Raw genomic sequence first — 17,976 nt, forward strand, 5'->3', positions numbered from 1 at the left:
CAGACAAGTTTCCTATGACAATCCTGCGCGGTTATCCCTTTTCATCGCGGGCCGCCCATGATCGCCACGGAAGCTTCATCGAAGGACAGCGCTAATATCGCCCTTGCGCTGGCCCGCTTCGGCCTCGGCGCCAGGGGCAACGACCTGGCTGAATCCCGCTCCGACGTGAGGGGCTTCCTGAGCCAGGACATCGAAGGCTGGCGATCCGCGCAGGGCCATCTCCAAAGCACACCCGAGATCCTCGCCGCGCTCCAGCAGGAGAACCGCCGGGTGGAACTGGCGCGATCCTTGCGAACCAGTCCCTACGACCGTCGGGATGGCGCGCTTCTGGCCCGCGCGATGGACGAGGCAGACGCCTCAGCCAAGCCGCTGCCGCAGGCCGAGGCGCCGAGGAATGTAATCCCGCAGGACACCTATCGTGACGAGGTCCTCGCCCGCACCCAGGTGGCACTGGAGGCGAAGAGCGGTTTCGCCGAGCGCATGGTCTGGTTCTGGAGCAACCATTTCGCGGTCTCCACCTCCAAGGGCAACCAGATTCAATCCACGGCCGGCGCTTTCGAGCGGGAGGCCATCCGGCCCCATGTGTTCGGGCGTTTCGCCGACATGCTCTTCGCCGCCGAGACGCACCCGGCGATGATTTATTATCTCGACAACAACCAGTCGATCGGCCCCAACTCCAATGCCGGCCTGAAACAGCGCAAGGGGCTGAACGAGAACCTCGCCCGTGAGATCCTGGAACTGCACACGCTCGGCGTCTCCGGCGGCTACGGCCAGACCGACGTGACGAGCCTGGCGCGCGTCATCACCGGCTGGACAGTGGCGGGGCCCGAAGGAAAGCTCGGACGGCCCGGATCCTCGATCTTTAATGTGGGCCTGCACGAGCCCGGCGAGCACCGCGTGCTCGGCGCCTATTATCCTGATTACGGTCCGGACCAGACCAGGGACGTGTTCGACGCCCTCGCACGTCATCCGTCGACTGCGCAACACATCGCGTACAAGATGGCGCGTCATTTCGTGGCCGACGATCCGCCGCCCACTCTCGTGGCCCGGCTTCGGGACGTGTTCCTGGAAACCGAAGGCGACCTCGCGGAACTCTCCCGCGCTCTACTCGATTCACCCGAGGCCTGGGCTCCGGAGACGCGCAAGATCCGCACCCCACAGGAATTCGTCTTCGGGGCGCTTCGCCTCATCGGCACGCCCCCGGAGAACCTGTGGGTGGTGGTCAGTCCGCTCAACGCGCTCGGCCATAAGCTCTGGGATCCGCCTGGGCCCAACGGCTATCCCGACACGGCCGCCCATTGGGCCACGCCCGAGGGCATGAAGACGCGCTTCTACGCCTCCGCGCGGTTGGCGCAGCGCGCCGGGCGGCTTGATCCCATGGAGTTGCTGGAGGCGAGCCTCGGCGACTACGCGTCGAAGGAAACGCGCCAGACCGTCGCCCGCGCTGAAAGCCGCCAGCAGGGTGTCGCGCTTCTGCTGATGGCGCCGGAATTCCAGCGGCGCTGAACGTCGGAGCAGGAGAGCGATCATGTCCGATCTTTGCGAGAACAATGTCAGCCGCCGCGCCTTGCTGGGAGCAGCCGGAGCTCTCTTCGCCTGGAGCTTCGTGCCGAAATTCGCCTATGCGGCGGCGGGTGCACGGGACGCGCGCTTCGTATGCATCGTCCTACGCGGCGCGATGGACGGCTTGTCCGCCGTCGCCCCCTTAGGCGACCCGGATTATGTGGGCCTGCGCGAGAGCATCGCTCTCTCGACGGAGGGCCGCACGCCGGCCCTGCCTCTCGACGGGTTCTTCGCGCTGCATCCGGCCATGCCGAACCTGCTGCGGCTCTACAAAGTCGGGCAGGCAACCGTGGTCCACGCCACATCCACTGGCTATCGCGACCGTTCGCATTTCGACGGGCAGGACGTCCTGGAGAGCGGCCAGCCGGGGCCGGGCCGCACCGAGACCGGCTGGATGAACCGCCTGCTCCTAACCTTGCCCGCGGGCGAGCGCATCGCGCAGCGCGGGGCGCTGGGTATCGGCCCGGTGCCACCTCTGATCGTGCGCGGGCGCGCGCCCGTGACCGGTTGGGCTCCGGCCATCCTGCCCAAGGCCAAGGAGGACTTGGCACAACGGATTCTCGATCTCTACGACGCCCGCGATCCGGAACTGGGCGCGCAGCTCCGGAGCGGCCTCGAAACGGAGCACCTGGCGAGCCGTATGGGCGGCATGGCGGGCCAGTCCGGAGGCGGCGCAGCCGCCGCTATGCGCCGCGTGGCGGAGGGAGCCGCGCGCCTCGTGAATGCGGATGACGGACCGCGCATCGCGGCGCTCGCCTTCGATGGTTGGGACACCCATGCCAACGAAGGTGGCGCGACGGGCCAGCTCGCCCAGCTCCTCGGCGGGCTCGACGGCGCCTTCGCGGCTCTCGAGGCCGGGTTGAAGGATCGATGGGCGGATACGGTCGTGATGGTGGTCACGGAGTTCGGGCGCACCGCGCGGGTCAACGGCACGGTGGGAACGGACCACGGCAACGGCACCGTGGCGTTCCTCGTCGGCGGGGCAGTCAAGGGCGGGCGGGTCATCGCCGACTGGCCTGGCCTGAGGCCGGAGAACCTCTTCGAGCGTCGGGATCTTCGCCCGACGACCGATATCCGTTCCGTCGCCAAGGGCGTGCTCTCCGACCTGTTCGGAATCACCGCCGCCCGGCTTGCCGACGATGTGTTTCCCGGCACGCCTGACCTGAAGCCCATCCAGGGTCTCGTGGCCTGAACGAAGAGGCGTAGTGTACCTACGCCTTCGCACCTGGCTGCTCTTTCAAGTGGATGCGCATGACGATATCCTGATCGTAGTTTCCGAAGCCGCGGCCGAAGATATTGATCCCGCCAGGATGGCGCGCCGTCTCGTCGATCCCGATTCTCAAGCGGATGCCGTGATGCTTGTCCAGCTCGAGCTTGTCGAGCGTCACGTCCGAAATCTGAACATCGTTGACTGATGTTCCGCTTCTGGTGATCTGCCAGGTCACGAGCTTGCCGTATTGGGAGCCTTCCAGCTTCCACCATTGTGGCGTGTAAAGACCGCGCTTGTCGCCAAAGTCGCTCGGGGAGATCCAGCTTCCCACCTTCACGTTGTTGATCCAGAGACTGATCTCGGACGGCCAGTCGAGGCTCGTGCCCGGAACCTCGGACGACAGCTCCATGACGAATTCGAGCCTGTCGATCTTGGCGCCGAGGACCTTGCCGTTATTGGGAAACTTGTATTCGACGAAGCCCCGCCTGAACCAGATCAGGGATGCGTTCATGCGATGCGGATCGAGGAAAAGATCGGGCACATCGAGGACACCCAGGACGCTCTCCGTCGAGCAGAGCCCGCACGGCGCGCTCACATCGCAACTCGTGTAGAGGCCGATCGGCATGGAGACTTCGATGTGGTCCTTGCTCTTGAGCGGATCCTCGTCGTCGAAGCGGATGATGATCTCGTCGTAACGGATCGAGCATACCTTCTGCTGACCCTTCGAGGCCTTGATGGTTTCCGTCTCGATGAGCCCGGCACGTTCCAGCACCTGGACATGGGTCGCGATCGTGGATTGAGGCAGATCCAACGCATCGCTGATCTCGTTGACGTTCAGCGGTCCCTGCGCCCGCAGGAGCTTGAGGATCCGAATGCGGCCCGGTGAGGCGATCCCTCGCAGGGTCTCGGAGCTCTCCTCCGCGACCAGGGTCAGGAATTTTCTTTTGAATGTCGACATGGGTCGCTCTGCTGGAAAGTCGCAGAAGGCGGACAGCAAACTGCGTTCCGGCTGTATGTATCAAAAGTTTGGATATGTATCAATGCTACTGTTGACCGATCCCGAAAACTGAGGGCTAACTAAGAAAAAAGATAAAAAATCAACCAAGGAGGAGCGCCAAATGCGATTTCTACGCCTGCTTACCGTTGCCACCGGTTTAGCCCTGGCAGCGACCACCGCAATGTCTCAAACCAATGTCCCAGGTGTGCCGCGCAACGAGACGATCATTCTCGAAAACCCGGAGGGCACGATCAAGAACCCCGGATGGTTCAACATCTGGACCATCAACGCCGGCGGACAGTATACCGGCCTGCACCAGCTCGCGCTCGATACACTTTGGTACATCGATCCCGAACGTGGGCTCGACGGCGTCTGGGAAAACTCGCTCGCGGCGGAAAAGCCGATCTACAATGCGGACTTCACCGAGATGACGGTGAAGCTGCGCCCCGGCATCTATTGGAGCGACGGCGTCGAGTTCACGCCCGACGATCTCGTCTATACGGTCGAAACCCAGATCAAGAATCCGGGCATGCGCTGGAGCGCCCTGCTGGCGCTGAACGTCGAGAGCGTGTCGTCGCCGGAGCCTTGGACGGTCGTGTTCAAGCTGAAGAAGCCGAACTCACGGTTCCACTCGCTCTTCACGGTGCGGTTCAACGCGATCTGGATGATGCCGAAGCACATCTTCGAGAAAGCGGCGGATCCTCAGCGGTTCGACTTCAACCCGCCGGTTTCACTCGGCGCCTACAAGATCCACAGCTTCGATCCGGACGGAAAGTGGTACATCTGGCAGAAGCGTGACGACTGGCAGCGCACCACGCTCGGGCGCTATGGCGAGCCTGGGCCGAAATTTGCTGCCTATATCGACCCGGGACCGCCGGACAAGCGCGTGATCGCGCAGCTCAACCACAACCTGGACGTGGTGCACGATATTGCCCCCGAGGGCATGTTCACCCTGACCAAGCAGTCGCCGAGCCTCAAGACATGGTTTCCGAACTTCCCGTTCGCTCATCCTGATCCGACCCTGCCGTCGGTGATCTTCAACATGCAGAATCCGGCTTTCCAGAATCGCGACGTGCGATGGGCGCTGGCGCTGCTGATCGACATCAAGGCCGTTTCGATGGCATCCTATCGCGGAGCCGCGACGCTCTCGCCGATCGGGATCCCGCCCACGGGAACGCATCCGGACGATTACCACATCCCGCTCCAGGAGTGGCTGGCCTCCTACGAGATCGACACCGGCAAGAGCAAGGTCAAGCCGTACGATCCAACCATCGGCAACCAGATCGCCGACATGCTGCGTCCCACGATGAAGGAGCAGATCCCGACGGATCCGGCGGAGATCAGGAAGGCGTTCGGATACGGCTGGTGGAAGCCCAACCCGCAGGCGGCGACGGAACTTCTCGAAAAGGCCGGTTACACCAAACGCGGCAATGCCTGGTACACGCCTGACGGCAAGCCTTTCTCCATCAAGCTCATGGTCGAGGGCGATAGTCGCCCGATCCTGACCCGGGCCGGAACCATGATCGTTCAGCAATGGCGCCAGTTCGGCATCGACGCGAAAACGGAGGTGGCTCAGGGCACCACGATGCTGGACCGGCGAATCGCCGGCGACTTCGAGACGCTGATTTCCTGGAGCGTCGAGACCTATGGCGGCCATCCCGACCTGTCGTTCTTCCTCGACAGCTGGCATTCGCAGTTCGTGGCAGCACCGGGCAAGACGCAGTCGCCGCGCAACTGGCAGCGTTGGAGCAACCCCGAGCTCGACAAGATCATCGAGGAGGTGCGCCGGATTTCCTTCGACGACAAGCGCACGGTCGAACTCGGTCGCGACTACGCGAAGCTCATCGTTCGCGAGATGCCGATCATCCCGCTGATGGCCTACAACGTCTTCACGGCCATGGATGAGACCTACTGGACAGGGTACCCGACGTCGGAGAACCCCTATGCCAATCCCGTGCCGAATTGGGGCAATTCCCGCTCGATGATGGTGAAGCTCAAGCCCAAGCAGCCATAGCGCACAGACAACTCCTTACTTTCCTCAGACAAGGAGGGGTCCATGAAGGCTTACCTGGCCTATCTGTCCAAGCGGCTCGTGCAGTTCGCGGTCGTCGTCTTCGTCGGGATCAATATCACCTATCTGGTGACGCATATGACCCCGATCAATCCGGTCGAGCAATCGATCTCGGCTGCGACGACCTACGGGGCGACCAGTCCGGAAGCCATCGAGATGATGCGGCAGTCGCTGCGCCAGCTCTATGGTCTTGAGGGCACGCCTTGGGAACAGTACGTGTCGTTCTGGAAGCGGGTCCTGGTCGGCGACTTCGGCCCCTCCCTGTCGGCCTTTCCAACACCGGTCTCGCAGCTCATCCTGCGAGCCCTTCCCTGGACCGTCGGATTGCTGCTCGTCTCGACGCTCCTGACCTGGGTTCTCGGCAATCTGCTCGGCGGCCTCGCGGGCTATTACCGCAACAGCCGCGTCCTAAAGGCATTCGGCGTCCTGAGCATGGGAATCCACCCGATCCCATATTATGTCGTCGCCTTCGTCCTGCTCATCATCTTCGGCTTTCTCTGGCCCATTCTGCCGATCAGCGGCGGCGCCACGATGGCGTCGGACCGTTCTAACACCTTCGCCTTTGCCCTCGACGTCGTGGTCCACTCGATCCTGCCCGTGCTCTCGCTCATGGCGGTCGGCATCGGTGGGTGGTTCATGGGGATGCGCGCCCTCGTGTCCAACATCGTGACGGAAGACTACGTGGTCTATGCGGAGCTGGCAGGGGTCAAACGCGGCAAGATCCTGCGCTCCTATGTGATGCGCAATGCCCTCGGCCCCCAGGTCACCGGCCTTGCCCTGCAGCTGGGCGCCATCTTCAACGGCGCGATCATCACCGAGCAGGTCTTCGGATATCCAGGCGTCGGGTCGCTGCTGATCAGCGCGGTCCATGCCGGCGATTACAGCCTGGTGCTGGGCATCACCACCGTATCGATCGTGGCCGTCTCCGCCACTGTCCTGCTGATCGATCTGCTCTATCCGCTGATCGACCCGCGCGTGGAGGCACGCTGATGAACACGTTCAGGATCTTTCGTGACCTCTTTCGATACAACGGCGAGTTCGCCATCGGCCTGATGCTCGTCCTGATCGTGCTGGCCGTCGCCGCCTGCTCCTTCTTCTCACCCTATCCACCAATGGACGTGTACGTCGTACCGCCGGATGTGCCACCGTCCTGGGAATATCCGCTCGGCACCACGTCGCGCGGGCAGGATGTGTTCTGGCAGCTCACCGTCGCGATCCGGAACACCCTTCTGTTCGGCATCGTGGTGGCGGCGCTCAGCCGAGTCATATCGCTCCTCGTCGGGCTGATCTCCGGCTACAAGGGCGGCTGGGTCGATCGGGTTCTGATGTCGATCAACGATACATTCGTCGTCGTCCCCCTCTTTCCCATCCTGGTGCTGTTCTACTTCATCATGCGCGACCAGATGACCTGGGCGATGCTCGCCGTCATCACGGCGCTGCTGGGCTGGGCCTACGATGCGCGGCTCATCCGGTCCATCGCCATGAGCCTGCGGACCCGTGAATTCACCCGCCAGGCCGTGTTCTCCGGCATGAGCACCGGCAAGATCGTCCTTCAGGAGCATCTGCCGTTCGTGCTGCCGATCGTGTTCTCGACGACCATGAACAACATCAACTGGTCGATCGGGATCGAGGTCACGCTGTCGGTCCTCGGCTTCACCGACATCAACACGCCCACCATCGGCGGCATGATCTACTGGGCCAACCAGCATACCGCCCTGGTGTCGGGCATCTGGTGGTGGATCACGTTCCCGGTCCTGCTGGTGATCATGCTGTTCATCGGGTTGTTCCTGCTCGCGATCTCGATGAACGAATACATCGATCCGCGCAGCCGCCTCAGCCGTCTCGGGGGGCAGGCATGATCGCAGACCTTCGCTCCATTCCTTCTTCCGTGGAACTGAGGGCTCCCCAGGCGGCTCCGCTGCTCTCGGTCGACCGGCTGAAGGCCTATTACAAGGTGAAGCTGTTCGGCATCGACCGCGAGGTGCGGGCGGTCGACGACGTCAGCCTCAAGATCAACCGCAACGAGATCTACGGCCTAGCGGGCGAGTCGAGTTCCGGCAAGAGCTCCCTCATCAAGACCATCGCGGGCGCCATCCGTCCTCCGCTCCGGGTGGTCGAAGGCTCGGTGCGCTTTTCCTTCAAGGATGGAGAGCGGGACATCTACAAGCTTTCGCCGCAGGAATTGTCGGCGATCCGCTGGAGCCATCTGTCCTATATCATGCAGGGCTCGATGAGCGTGCTGAACCCGGTTCGGCGGATCAAGCATGCCTTCGCGGATTTCGCGCTGCCGCACGTAGCTGCCAAAGGCGCCGACTTCACCCACCTCGTGGAGGGGCACCTGAAGCGCCTCCACCTCGATCCCGCGGTTCTTCAGGCCTATCCGCACGAATTATCCGGCGGCATGCGACAGAGGGTGACCATTGCCCTCGCGACCATCTGCAGCCCGGAATTCATCATCGCCGACGAGCCGACGACGGCGCTGGACGTGATCGTCCAGAAGGGCGTTCTCGCCATGATCCGGGAGATCCAGCAGGAGTTCGGATCGTCCGTCCTGTTCGTGACCCACGACATGGCGGTTCACGCCAACCTGACCGATCGGCTCGGCATCATGTATGCCGGCCGGCTGGTGGAGGAGGGCAGGACCAGGGACGTGTTCAAGAGGCCGCTCCATCCCTACACCGCGCATCTGATCTCCAGCCTGCCGCGCATCGGGGACGAGGCGCCCAAGAAGGCCCTTGAAGGCTCGCCCCCGAGTCTTGCCGATCCTCCGCCGGGCTGCCGGTTCCACCCCCGCTGCCCCCTGGCCATCGACATCTGCCGCCGCGAGGCTCCGCCCATGGTGGAGCTCCTGCCAGGACACCGGACAGCCTGCCACGTCGCTCAAGCCGACCCCGCCCGGGTCCGGCCGGTCGCATAGGGAGGCGAGCGCATGAAGCCGAACCTCCTCGACGTCGAGCACGTCAACAAGATCTTCACGAGAGGCGGTTTCGTCTCGCGGCGGGTCACTCATGCCGTGAACGACGTCAGCTTCTCTCTTGCGGCGGACAAGCCCGAGGTCTTCACGATCATCGGCGAGTCGGGCAGCGGAAAGACGACGCTCGCGGGCATGATCCTGAACAGCCTGACCCCCACGGGCGGTCAGATCCGCTTCCGGGGGCGGGATCTGCGCGAGATCCGCAGCCGTCGCGACCGGCTGGAGTTCATGAGCCATGTGCAGGCGATCTTCCAGAACCCTTTCGATGCGTTCAATCCCTTGAAGCGTGTCGACCGCTACCTGTTCAGCGCAGCCAAGCGTTTCATGGAATGCCGCACGCCTGCGGCGGCGGCGGAGCGGGTGGACGAGTCCCTGCACAAGGTCGGCCTGTCGCTCGCGGAAGTTCAGGGGCGCTACCCGCACGAGATGTCGGGCGGGCAGCTCCAGCGCGTAGCGATCGCGCGTGCGCTCGTATCAAATCCATCCCTGATCGTCGCCGACGAGCCGGTCTCGATGATCGACGCATCGCTGCGCATGACCGTGATCAACCTGTTCAAGAAGCTTCGCGACGAGTTCGGCGTCTCGATCATCTACATCACGCACGACTTGGCCACCGCCTATTACATCAGCGACCGTCTGATCATCATGCAGAAGGGCAGGGTGGTCGAGGGCGGCGACGCCCGGACGGTGCTGGCCGCGCCGCAGCATCCGTACTCCATCAAGCTTCGCCAGGCGGTTCTGTCGGTCGACGACGCCTGGCGCGACGACAGCTTCACGGGCGGCATGCCCGCGACCGCCACCTGATCCACTCCCAGCTTGCCGATAGTTCGAACACCCCGAGACCGCACCTCACTGATCGGAGCCTCCCCATGAAAGAAGCCAAAGTCACCATTGACCGTGATTTCTCCATCGCTGAAACGGATCCCCGTCTCTTCGGGGCCTTCGTCGAGCACCTGGGACGGTGCGTCTACGGCGGCCTTTACGAGCCGGGGCATCCGAGCGCCGACGAGCGCGGATTCAGGCAGGACGTGCTCGAACTCGTCCGCGAGCTCGGGCCGACGATCATTCGTTATCCGGGCGGAAACTTCGTCTCCGGATACAACTGGGAGGACGGCGTCGGTCCCGTGGAGAACCGGCCGCGTCGGCTCGATCTCGCCTGGATGTCGACGGAGCCGAACACGTTCGGCACCAACGAGTTCATGGATTGGTGCCGGGCGGCCGAGGTCGAGCCCATGATGGCCGTCAATCTCGGCACCCGCGGCCCCGACGATGCTCGCCGCCTGCTGGAATACTGCAACTTCCCCGGCGGGACAGAGCTGTCGGACCTGCGCCGTGCCCATGGATGGGAGAAGCCGCACAACGTGAAATTCTGGTGCCTGGGCAACGAGATGGACGGCCCTTGGCAGATGGAGACCAAGACGGCCTGGGAATACGGGCGGATCGCCTCCGAGGCCGCAAAGCTCATGAAGTGGATCGATCCGACGATTGAACTCGCGGCCTGCGGCTCCTCCTCGCGCAACATGCCGACCTTCGGCACCTGGGAGGACACGGTGCTCGAGCACTCGTTCGATCACGTCGAGTACATCTCCCTGCACACCTACCTGAACAATTATGCCGATGACACGCCGGCCTTTCTCGCGAGCCCGGACCTGATGGACAGCTTCATCGAAGAGGTCGTGGCCATCGCGGACGCGGTCGCTGCCCGGCGTCGCTCGTCCAAGCGGATCATGCTGAGCTTCGACGAATGGAACGTCTGGTACCGGACCCGGCGCAAGAACGAGGGCCGGGTGAAGCTCGGTTGGCCCGTCGCGCCGCAGATCCTCGAAGAGATCTACAACATGCAGGACGCGCTCGCCTTCGGGGGAGCATGCATCTCCCTGCTCAACCATGCTGACCGGGTGAAGTCCGCCTGCCTGGCGCAGCTGGTCAACGCCATCGCGCCCATAATGACCGAGACCGGCGGGCCGGCTTGGCGGCAGACGATCTTTTATCCGTTCAAGGACATGAGCACGCTCGGTCGTGGCACGGTGCTGCAGACGAAGGTGAACTCGCCCACCTACGAGACCACTTATTACGATCCGCGCGGCACGTCCGACCTGCGGTTCCCGATCTCCGAAGTGCCTTACCTCAAGCTGTCGGTGGTTCACAACCACGACGAAGATTGCATCACGCTCTTCGCGCTCAATCGCAGCCTCGACGCGAGCCTGTCCATGGAAGCGCTCGTGCGCGGCTTCGAGGGCCTCGTGGTCAGGGAGGCGCACCAGCTGCGCAACGACGATCTGATGGCGGTGAATACGAAAGACGCGCCTGATACGATCCGGCCCACGCCTCTGGAGGGTGTGGAGATCTGGGGAGAGCAGGTGCGTGCCAAGCTCGCGCCGGCCTCCTGGAACGTCATCCGCCTCGGTGTCCAGAAGCAGTAAGACCCTCGATGGGGGCTGCCGCAACGGCCCCCACGTGAAAACGAAACGGTGATGCCCGGCACCGGATGTGAAGGCAGGATGCGGCTTTCACGTCCGGTGCTCCACGCCCTGGAGCGAGTAGAGGTCCAGGGCGCCGCTGAACCGGGTCCGGTACTGGTCGAGCCGCCGCTCGTCCTTTTCCTCCCCCGCCCGTTCGAAGAAGGGTGCGTAGTTGATGACGTTGAGGGCCTTGAGTATGGGCACCATGGCGCGCACCTGCGTCTCGCTGACGCCATAGCCTCCCAGAAAGGCCTGCTTGGCGTCGATGGAAAGATCATGCAGCGCCAGGGACAGATCCCAATAGGGCGCCACGTTGGAGGAGCAGAACTCCCAATCGATCACGGCTGTGATCTCGCTCGCATCGTTCACCATCACGTTCTTCAGGCGCATATCGCCATGGTTGAGGACCGTGTCCGCCTCCACGCTTTCGATCTCCTCGAGCGTGGCATGGAGGGACTTGAGCTGAGGCTGCGACAGCATCTTATGCGTTTCCAGCACCTCCAGCCGCTGCTCGATGTGGAGTTCGCGTTTGAGGCACTCGGCCCAGGTTTCCTTGCGCGAGAGCTGGTTGCTCGACCAGTCGAAGGTGTGGCCGAAGCCGCGGGTCGGGATGGTGTGGATCAGGGCCGTGAGGCGGCCCATCTCGCGCAACACAGCCATCCGCTCCGGATGATCGTGTTCATTCGAGTTTCCGGAAACGGGTGGTGGGCGGCCTTTGCTGCTCAGTACAGACACTCGATGCCGTCTGAGCCGGAATCCTCGAGCACGATGCCTCGCTCGATCGCCAGGAAGGAATGGATGCCCGAGGCGGCCGCTCGAAAGAGCGCCGACAAAGGCCTCATGCGGACCAGGGCACCCGAGGCCCACTGGTCCGCACGAATGCCTTATTGATTGGCGGTCGCGTTCGTACCGTCGGCGGGTGACGTTCCGGAGCCAATCCCTATGCCCGTGCGGTTGAAGTTGGGGGCATTTTCCAGGTCGGCCTTCGTCATCTGTCGCAGGATGATGCGCGAAGGATTGACGGTCCCTGGCCCGGCCGTATTGACAGATCCTGTCGCGGCGGGATCGCCGATCATGTTGCGCTCGGCGTTGCCTGCCGTCGTGGGAACCGGGGAGGTGGCGCGATCCGTCGTGTTCTCCGCCATGACCTCAAGGGCTTGGTAAGGGACCGCCACATCCTTCTGTCCGATGCCGAGGAACCCGCCGACCCCGACGATCACCGCGACGGTGCGGCCACCGCGGTCGATGAGAACGTCGTTGATGTCGCCGATCTTTTCGTCATTTGCCCCGTACACGGTGGTGCCGCGCAGGTCAGAGGTCAGCATCTGCCCCGGACCGGGATTCGCCAACGGCGTGAGGCTTGCACCGTGCTGACTCGTAGCATCGGTGGAAGCCGCTCCTGCGGCCGGTTGGGACGGAGTCTGTGAATAGTGAGCTGCTGCCGATCAGGATGGCCATCTCGCAGGATTGTTATCGGCCTATGGCTTCGGACGCGCCGCGGCCCTGAAACGCCGCTCCTGGGGTGCCTTTTGAAAGGTCTTGGCGAAGATGCCCGAGCGGATCGTGTCACGCCCTGAAGGGGGGTAGCCGCGACCATGTCCGTTGAAGGATCATTGGTCGCGGCCCCGGCCCGTGTTTGCCCCCACGGGAAGCTAAGCCCTAGACCCGGAAAACGTGACGTCAATGAGGCGTGAGCTAGGCCATGAAAATTCTTCAAAAATCTTTGGAACCAAGTCCGACCTTGGGCGTTTATTGACATCTCCGGTCACTTTTGCCCCTACGGCCGGACACCTTAAGAGCACCTCCGGGTGCTCTTTCTTTTTGTAATCCCTCGTTCTTTTCCTCGTTCGAATCGCTAACGAGCTTGAGCTTATGGAGCCGGAGTCCCGGGTTCAAGGGTTCCAAGCGTGGCAATGTCTGCATCCGTGCAAGGTTGGTTTGCGGTTGACCGTTGGTCAACCGAGCCTGCGCTCATCCGCGATGACCTTGCCGTCGTTTGGAAGGCTTCCGGGGCTTGCGAAGGTGATCTCCCCCTTCAGCTTGAGGATGCTCTGCAACGTCGCGCCGAGCGTGGCCGCGAGTGCATCGCTCGGGCTGCCTGTCTCTGCCATCAGTGTCATGGCGTCGGTCTCGCCCTCGCGGGTGACGACGAGGCGAAGGCGGCCGAGTTCGGGATGGCGCCGACCGATCTCCGCCACTTGCTCCGGCCGTACGAACATGCCCTTCACCTTCGTCGCCTGGTCGGCGCGCCCCATCCACCCCTTGATGCGCAGATTGGTCCTGCCGCAGGGGCTGGGGCCGCTCAAGGCCGCTGTCAGGTCCCCGAGGGCGAGGCGGATGAAGGGATGATGCGGGTCGAGGGTCGTCACGACGATCTCGCCCACATCGCCCTCGGGCACCGGATCGCCCGTACCGGGCCGTACGATCTCGACGATGATGTCCTCGTTGACGACGAGCCCTTCTCTGGCTGTGGTCTCGTAGGCGATGAAGCCGAGATCCGCCGTGGCGTAGGCCTGATAGGCCTCGATGCCCCGCGCGGAGAATTCTTCCTGCAGAGACTTCGGAAAAGCAGCGCCGGAGACGAGCGCGCGCTTGATGGAGGAAACGTCGCGCCCGGACGAGTCAGCGCCATCAAGCAGGATCTTGAGGAAATCCGGCGTGCCGCAATAGGCGACGGGGCGATAGGCCTCTATCAGCTCGAATTGCTGCTCGGTGTTGCCCGGACCCGCCGGGATGACGGCGCAGCCGAGGGCGCGCGCGCCGGAATCCATGATGAAGCCGCCCGGCGTCAGGTGGTAGCTGAAGGTGTTGAGTACCACGTCGCCGCGCCGGAACCCGGCCGCGAATAACCCGCGCGCCGCGCGCCATGGGTCGGGCGCATCGGCCTCCGCCTCGAAAATCGGGCCGGGCGAGGTGAAGAGGCGCCCGAACGAGCCCGGTGCACCGGACACGAACCCGCCGAAGGGCAGGGCCGTCTTCTGCAGGCTCGGCAGCTCGGATTTGCGCAGCACCGGCAGGGCGGCGAGCGCATCGCGGCTCGTGATGCGGTCGATATCGATCCCCTTGAGGCGCTCCGCATAGGCGGGCGCCTGGGCCGCCTGCTTCAGGATCTCCGGCAGCCTTGTGAAGAGAGCCTTTTCGCGCTCGGTGGGGTCACGGGTTTCGAGGGTGTCGAATGCATCGGACAAGGTCATGTTCCCGATTGTATGAACCGTCACGCCAGCCAGCGCTTGCGGCGCTTGTAGCTTTTCACCGCGCGGAAGGATTTGCGGTCGCCCTCGGAGACCCCGAGGTAGAACTCCTTCACGTCCTCGTTCTCGCGCAGCATCCGGGCCGGCCCGTCCATCACGACGCGGCCGGTCTCCAGGATGTACCCGTAGGTGGCGTATTTCAGCGCCATGTTGGTGTTCTGCTCGGCGAGCAGGAAGGACACGCCCTCCGTCGCGTTGAGCTTGCGCACGATCTCGAAGATCTCCTCGACGATCTGCGGCGCGAGGCCCATGGAAGGTTCGTCGAGCAGGATCATGGAGGGACGCGACATCATCGCCCGGCCGATGGCGCACATCTGCTGCTCGCCGCCGGAGGTATAGCCCGCCATGGAGGATCGCCTTTGCTTCAGGCGCGGAAAATACTCGTAGATCGCCTCCAGGTCGCGCCGGATGGCGGCGTTGCCGTCCCGGCGCGTGAAGGCGCCGGTGAGCAGGTTCTCCTCGATGGTCAGGTGCCCGAAGCAATGCCGGCCTTCGAGAACCTGGATGCAGCCGCGCCGCACCAGCTCGTTGGGCGAGAGCTTGTCGACCCGCTCGCCCTTGAACTCGATCGATCCCTTCGTGACCTCGCCGCGTTCGGCATGGAGGAGATTGGAGATGGCCTTGAGCGTCGTCGTCTTGCCCGCGCCGTTGGCGCCGAGCAACGCCACGATGCCGCCTTTGGGGACGTTGAGGGAAACGCCCTTGAGCACGAGGATCACGTGGTCGTAGACGACCTCGATGTTGTTGACCGTGAGGACGGTTTCGGCGGCCGGCGACTGGGACGTCTGAATGGCGCTGCTCATGGTCGGTTCGATCCCTTCTCCCTCTCCCCGAAGCGGCAGAGGGTGCCCTGCGAAGCAGGGTGGGAGAGGGGCGGTCCTTGTCCGTTCGGCCCCTCTCCCGGCTCACTCCGTTCGCCACCCTCTCCCCTTCAGCGGGAGAGGGTCAGCGAGCGCCGGCTCAACTCGCCTTGTCGCAGGCCTCCGTCCGCTTCGGCCAGCCGGCGTTCTTTTCGGCATAGTCCTTCGCGGCAGCGTCGAGCTGGCCCTTCACCCGGTCGGTCATCGGCTCAATGGGGTCGGAGATCTTCACCCATTTTGCGCCGTCCCATTCCTGCATGAAGGCGGGACGGTGGCCGTTATGATCGGCGCAGCTCAAGGTGAGCGTCTCCGTGAAGCCATCGAGGCCAAGCTCCTTCAGGCGGGCGGCATCGAGCTTGATGTTCTCCATGCCGCGGCGCACGTCCTCGCCGGTCACGGCCTTCTTGCCGGTGATCTTCTGCGCCTGCGCGATGCCTTCCGCGATCAGCAGCGAGTTGTAGACGCCGCGGTTGTAGAGAAGCTCGCCGACCTTGTCCTTCTGGGCCTTGGACATGCCCTTGTCGACCACGTGCTTCTGAATGTCCTGGATGGCCGGGAAGTTGGTGCCCACCGCGTGCCAGTTGAGCATTTTGAAGCCTTTGGCGCCGCCGCCGCCGGAGCGGGCGTCATCCTCGCTGGGCCACCAGACCGAGTAGAACTTGTCCATCGGATAGCCCGAGCGCACCGCTTCCTTCACGGCCGCGCCGTTCATGGAGCCCCAGCCCCACATGATCATGTAGTCGGGCCGGTCGCGGCGGGCCGAGAGCCATTGCGAGGACTGGTTCTGCATGTCCTGGGCAGCGACCGGATAGAGAGCCACCTCGAAGCCGATATCCTTGGCGAGTTCCTGGAGCAGCGGGACCGGCTCCTTGCCGAAGGCGGCGTCAAGATGGATGAAGCCGATCTTCTTGCCCTTCAGCTTCTCGAGTCCACCCTCCTTCTGGCCGATATACTTGATGATCATCGACAGGCCGTCCCAATAGGTGGCCGGCGGGTTGAACACCCAGGGGAAGATGTCCCCGCGCGCCGAGGCCGAGAGGCCGTAGGCCATGGAAAGGATCGGGATCTTGTCGACGGAGGCGCGGGGGATCAGCGGCAGGGTGATGCCGGTGGACCAGGGATTGACCACGACCGGGTTCTTGCCCTTCACGGCCTCGTAGCATTCGACGCCCTTCTTGGTGTCGTAGCCGGTCTCGCATTCCTCCAGCACGAGCTTCACGCCGCCGATGCCGCCGTCGCGCTGGTTCAGCATCTCAAGGTAATCGTGCATGCCGTCGGCGATGAAGGTGCCGGAGCCCGCGAAGGGGCCGGTGCGGTAGGTGAAGAGCGGGACGTAAATCGAATCCTGCGCGAAGGCGGGCAGGGCCGTGCCCGCGAGCATCGTCACGGCGGCGAGTCCAAGGCTTAACTTGCGAAACGACATGGTTGCGTTTCCTCCCATTGTATCGGCCGAGAAGCCGAATTCTTGTTTCGTGGTCCGTCTCCTTTGAAACCGGCCGTCAGTAGGGGAACGGCCAGACCAGGAGCTTCTGCTTGCCGATCTGCCAGAGCCGCGCGAGGCCGTGCGGTTCCACGATCAGGAAAAAGATGATGAGCGCGCCCACGATCATGAAGCGCAGGTGCTCGATCACGTCGGCGCCGACCGAGAGGCCGAAGGGCGACAGCATGGCCGGAAGCACGATGCCGAGCACGATGGGCAGGATGAAGATCAGCGCCGCGCCGAAGAACGAGCCGATGAGGCTGCCCAATCCTCCGATGATCACCATGAACAGGATGAAGAAGGACTGGTTGATGTTGAACACGTCGTATTCCGCGCCGCCATACCAGAGGAAGACGAGCAGAGCGCCGGCGACGCCGCAGTAATAGGACGAGACCGCGAAGGCGAGGAGCTTCGTCTGCAACGGCCTGATGCCCATGAGCTCGGCCGCGAGATCCATGTCGCGGATCGCGATCCACATGCGCCCGATGCGGCCATGGACGAGGTTCGAGGCGAGCCAGGTGAGCAGGATCACGATGGTGAGCACCACGAGATAGCGCGTCTGCGGCGTGGCGTTCGGCCCCATGATCGGCGTGCCGAAGAGTGTGCGCAGGGGCGCGTCGAGGGCGCCCGAGACGTTGTAGTTCACGAGCCACGGGATGCGGATGAAGCACCATTGCAGGAAGAACTGCGCGGCGAGCGTGGCGACCGCCAAGTAGAAACCCTTGATGCGTAGCGAGGGCAAGCCGAACAGCGCACCGACCGCCGCGGAGAAGAAGCCTGACACGAAGATCCAGACGATGACGTTCACGCCCGGAAAGGCCGTCATCAGCTTGTAGCAGGCATAGGCGCCCACGCCCATGAAGGCGCCGGTGCCGAGCGACAGGAGGCCGGTATAGCCGGTGAGGATGTTGAGCCCGATGGCCGCCAGCGAGAAGACCAGGAACGGGATCAGCACCGCCTGGAGCAGGAAGCTGCTGCCGAGGAAGGCCAGCGCATAAGCGGCGAGGATGATGAGCGCCAGTCCGATCCGGTCTTCCCGCAAGGGGAAGATCGCGCTGTCCGCGACGTAATTGGTCTTGAACTGTCCAGCCTCGCGGTAAAGCACTCG

General features: G+C 63.6%; 15 protein-coding genes. 8 read left to right on the forward strand and 7 right to left on the reverse strand.

Going from position 1 to position 17,976, the window contains the following annotated elements:
• Positions 1–57 precede the first annotated feature (57 nt).
• A complete protein-coding gene (locus tag OC446_RS00185) occupies positions 58–1,506 on the forward strand; it encodes a DUF1800 family protein (RefSeq protein ID WP_262027018.1) in 1,449 nt (482 codons plus the stop codon).
• A 22-nt stretch (positions 1,507–1,528) separates the two neighbouring features.
• On the forward strand, positions 1,529–2,755 hold the full coding sequence (locus OC446_RS00190; protein WP_262027019.1) for a DUF1501 domain-containing protein: 1,227 nt from the start codon (positions 1,529–1,531) through the stop codon (positions 2,753–2,755).
• A 19-nt stretch (positions 2,756–2,774) separates the two neighbouring features.
• Here OC446_RS00190 and OC446_RS00195 read toward each other — a convergent pair whose 3' ends face one another.
• A complete protein-coding gene (locus tag OC446_RS00195) occupies positions 2,775–3,731 on the reverse strand; it encodes an ArsR/SmtB family transcription factor (protein ID WP_262027020.1) in 957 nt (318 codons plus the stop codon).
• Positions 3,732–3,891: 160 nt separating this feature from the next.
• Here OC446_RS00195 and OC446_RS00200 point away from each other — a divergent pair, with 160 nt between their 5' ends.
• The 6 genes from OC446_RS00200 (at position 3,892) to OC446_RS00225 (ending at position 11,238) form a co-directional block, all read left to right on the forward strand.
• The gene (locus OC446_RS00200; RefSeq protein WP_262027021.1) at positions 3,892–5,784 is read left to right on the forward strand and encodes an ABC transporter substrate-binding protein; all 1,893 of its coding nucleotides are present in this window, start codon (positions 3,892–3,894) and stop codon (positions 5,782–5,784) included.
• A 42-nt stretch (positions 5,785–5,826) separates the two neighbouring features.
• Entirely contained in the window at positions 5,827–6,831 is a 1,005-nt protein-coding gene (locus tag OC446_RS00205) for an ABC transporter permease (RefSeq protein WP_262027022.1), read from the forward strand.
• Positions 6,831–7,700 (forward strand): ABC transporter permease, encoded by an 870-nt coding sequence (locus OC446_RS00210; protein ID WP_262027023.1) that lies wholly within the window; start codon positions 6,831–6,833, stop codon positions 7,698–7,700. The genes OC446_RS00205 and OC446_RS00210 overlap by 1 nt, the downstream gene beginning before the upstream one ends.
• Positions 7,697–8,758 (forward strand): ABC transporter ATP-binding protein, encoded by a 1,062-nt coding sequence (locus OC446_RS00215; protein WP_262027024.1) that lies wholly within the window; start codon positions 7,697–7,699, stop codon positions 8,756–8,758. The genes OC446_RS00210 and OC446_RS00215 overlap by 4 nt, the downstream gene beginning before the upstream one ends.
• Positions 8,759–8,770: 12 nt before the next feature.
• Positions 8,771–9,619, forward strand: a complete 849-nt coding sequence (locus OC446_RS00220) for an ABC transporter ATP-binding protein (RefSeq protein ID WP_262027025.1) — start codon at positions 8,771–8,773, stop codon at positions 9,617–9,619.
• Between the two features lie 65 nt (positions 9,620–9,684).
• Complete coding sequence (locus OC446_RS00225) at positions 9,685–11,238, forward strand: alpha-N-arabinofuranosidase (protein ID WP_262027026.1); 1,554 nt, start codon at positions 9,685–9,687, stop codon at positions 11,236–11,238.
• 87 nt (positions 11,239–11,325) lie between these two features.
• On the opposite strand, the gene OC446_RS00230 is transcribed toward OC446_RS00225, so the two are convergent.
• The 6 genes from OC446_RS00230 to OC446_RS00255 all read right to left on the reverse strand — a co-directional run bounded on the left by OC446_RS00230 (position 11,326) and on the right by OC446_RS00255 (position 17,973).
• Positions 11,326–12,144, reverse strand: a complete 819-nt coding sequence (locus OC446_RS00230; RefSeq protein WP_315986469.1) for a phosphotransferase family protein — start codon at positions 12,142–12,144, stop codon at positions 11,326–11,328.
• A 17-nt stretch (positions 12,145–12,161) separates the two neighbouring features.
• Entirely contained in the window at positions 12,162–12,602 is a 441-nt protein-coding gene (locus tag OC446_RS00235) for a PRC-barrel domain-containing protein (RefSeq protein ID WP_262027028.1), read from the reverse strand.
• Positions 12,603–13,232: 630 nt separating this feature from the next.
• Positions 13,233–14,471, reverse strand: coding sequence for a phenylacetate--CoA ligase family protein (locus OC446_RS00240; protein WP_410054981.1), 1,239 nt, complete (start codon positions 14,469–14,471; stop codon positions 13,233–13,235).
• A gap of 20 nt (positions 14,472–14,491) precedes the next feature.
• On the reverse strand, positions 14,492–15,331 hold the full coding sequence (locus OC446_RS00245) for an ABC transporter ATP-binding protein (protein ID WP_262027030.1): 840 nt from the start codon (positions 15,329–15,331) through the stop codon (positions 14,492–14,494).
• 157 nt (positions 15,332–15,488) lie between these two features.
• Entirely contained in the window at positions 15,489–16,811 is a 1,323-nt protein-coding gene (locus OC446_RS00250; protein WP_262027031.1) for an ABC transporter substrate-binding protein, read from the reverse strand.
• A gap of 76 nt (positions 16,812–16,887) precedes the next feature.
• Positions 16,888–17,973 carry a branched-chain amino acid ABC transporter permease gene (locus OC446_RS00255; protein ID WP_262027032.1) on the reverse strand — a complete coding sequence of 362 codons (1,086 nt, stop codon included), beginning with the start codon at positions 17,971–17,973 and terminating at the stop codon, positions 16,888–16,890.
• Positions 17,974–17,976 lie beyond the last annotated feature (3 nt).

The sequence above is a fragment of the Microvirga sp. Mcv34 genome (genome assembly GCF_024519725.1).
GTDB lineage: Bacteria > Pseudomonadota > Alphaproteobacteria > Rhizobiales > Beijerinckiaceae > Microvirga.

What these genes read in the sequence shown, in the direction of transcription:
- OC446_RS00185 (WP_262027018.1), top strand. Translation starts at nt 58, where the DNA reads ATGATCGCCACGGAAGCTTCATCGAAGGACAGCGCTAATATCGCCCTT.
- OC446_RS00200 (WP_262027021.1), top strand. Translation starts at nt 3,892, where the DNA reads ATGCGATTTCTACGCCTGCTTACCGTTGCCACCGGTTTAGCCCTGGCA.
- OC446_RS00225 (WP_262027026.1), top strand. Translation starts at nt 9,685, where the DNA reads ATGAAAGAAGCCAAAGTCACCATTGACCGTGATTTCTCCATCGCTGAA.
- OC446_RS00220 (WP_262027025.1), top strand. Translation starts at nt 8,771, where the DNA reads ATGAAGCCGAACCTCCTCGACGTCGAGCACGTCAACAAGATCTTCACG.
- OC446_RS00240 (WP_410054981.1), bottom strand. Translation starts at nt 14,471, where the DNA reads ATGACCTTGTCCGATGCATTCGACACCCTCGAAACCCGTGACCCCACC.
- OC446_RS00245 (WP_262027030.1), bottom strand. Translation starts at nt 15,331, where the DNA reads ATGAGCAGCGCCATTCAGACGTCCCAGTCGCCGGCCGCCGAAACCGTC.
- OC446_RS00235 (WP_262027028.1), bottom strand. Translation starts at nt 12,602, where the DNA reads ATGCTGACCTCTGACCTGCGCGGCACCACCGTGTACGGGGCAAATGAC.
- OC446_RS00250 (WP_262027031.1), bottom strand. Translation starts at nt 16,811, where the DNA reads ATGTCGTTTCGCAAGTTAAGCCTTGGACTCGCCGCCGTGACGATGCTC.
- OC446_RS00215 (WP_262027024.1), top strand. Translation starts at nt 7,697, where the DNA reads ATGATCGCAGACCTTCGCTCCATTCCTTCTTCCGTGGAACTGAGGGCT.
- OC446_RS00210 (WP_262027023.1), top strand. Translation starts at nt 6,831, where the DNA reads ATGAACACGTTCAGGATCTTTCGTGACCTCTTTCGATACAACGGCGAG.
- OC446_RS00205 (WP_262027022.1), top strand. Translation starts at nt 5,827, where the DNA reads ATGAAGGCTTACCTGGCCTATCTGTCCAAGCGGCTCGTGCAGTTCGCG.
- OC446_RS00190 (WP_262027019.1), top strand. Translation starts at nt 1,529, where the DNA reads ATGTCCGATCTTTGCGAGAACAATGTCAGCCGCCGCGCCTTGCTGGGA.
- OC446_RS00195 (WP_262027020.1), bottom strand. Translation starts at nt 3,731, where the DNA reads ATGTCGACATTCAAAAGAAAATTCCTGACCCTGGTCGCGGAGGAGAGC.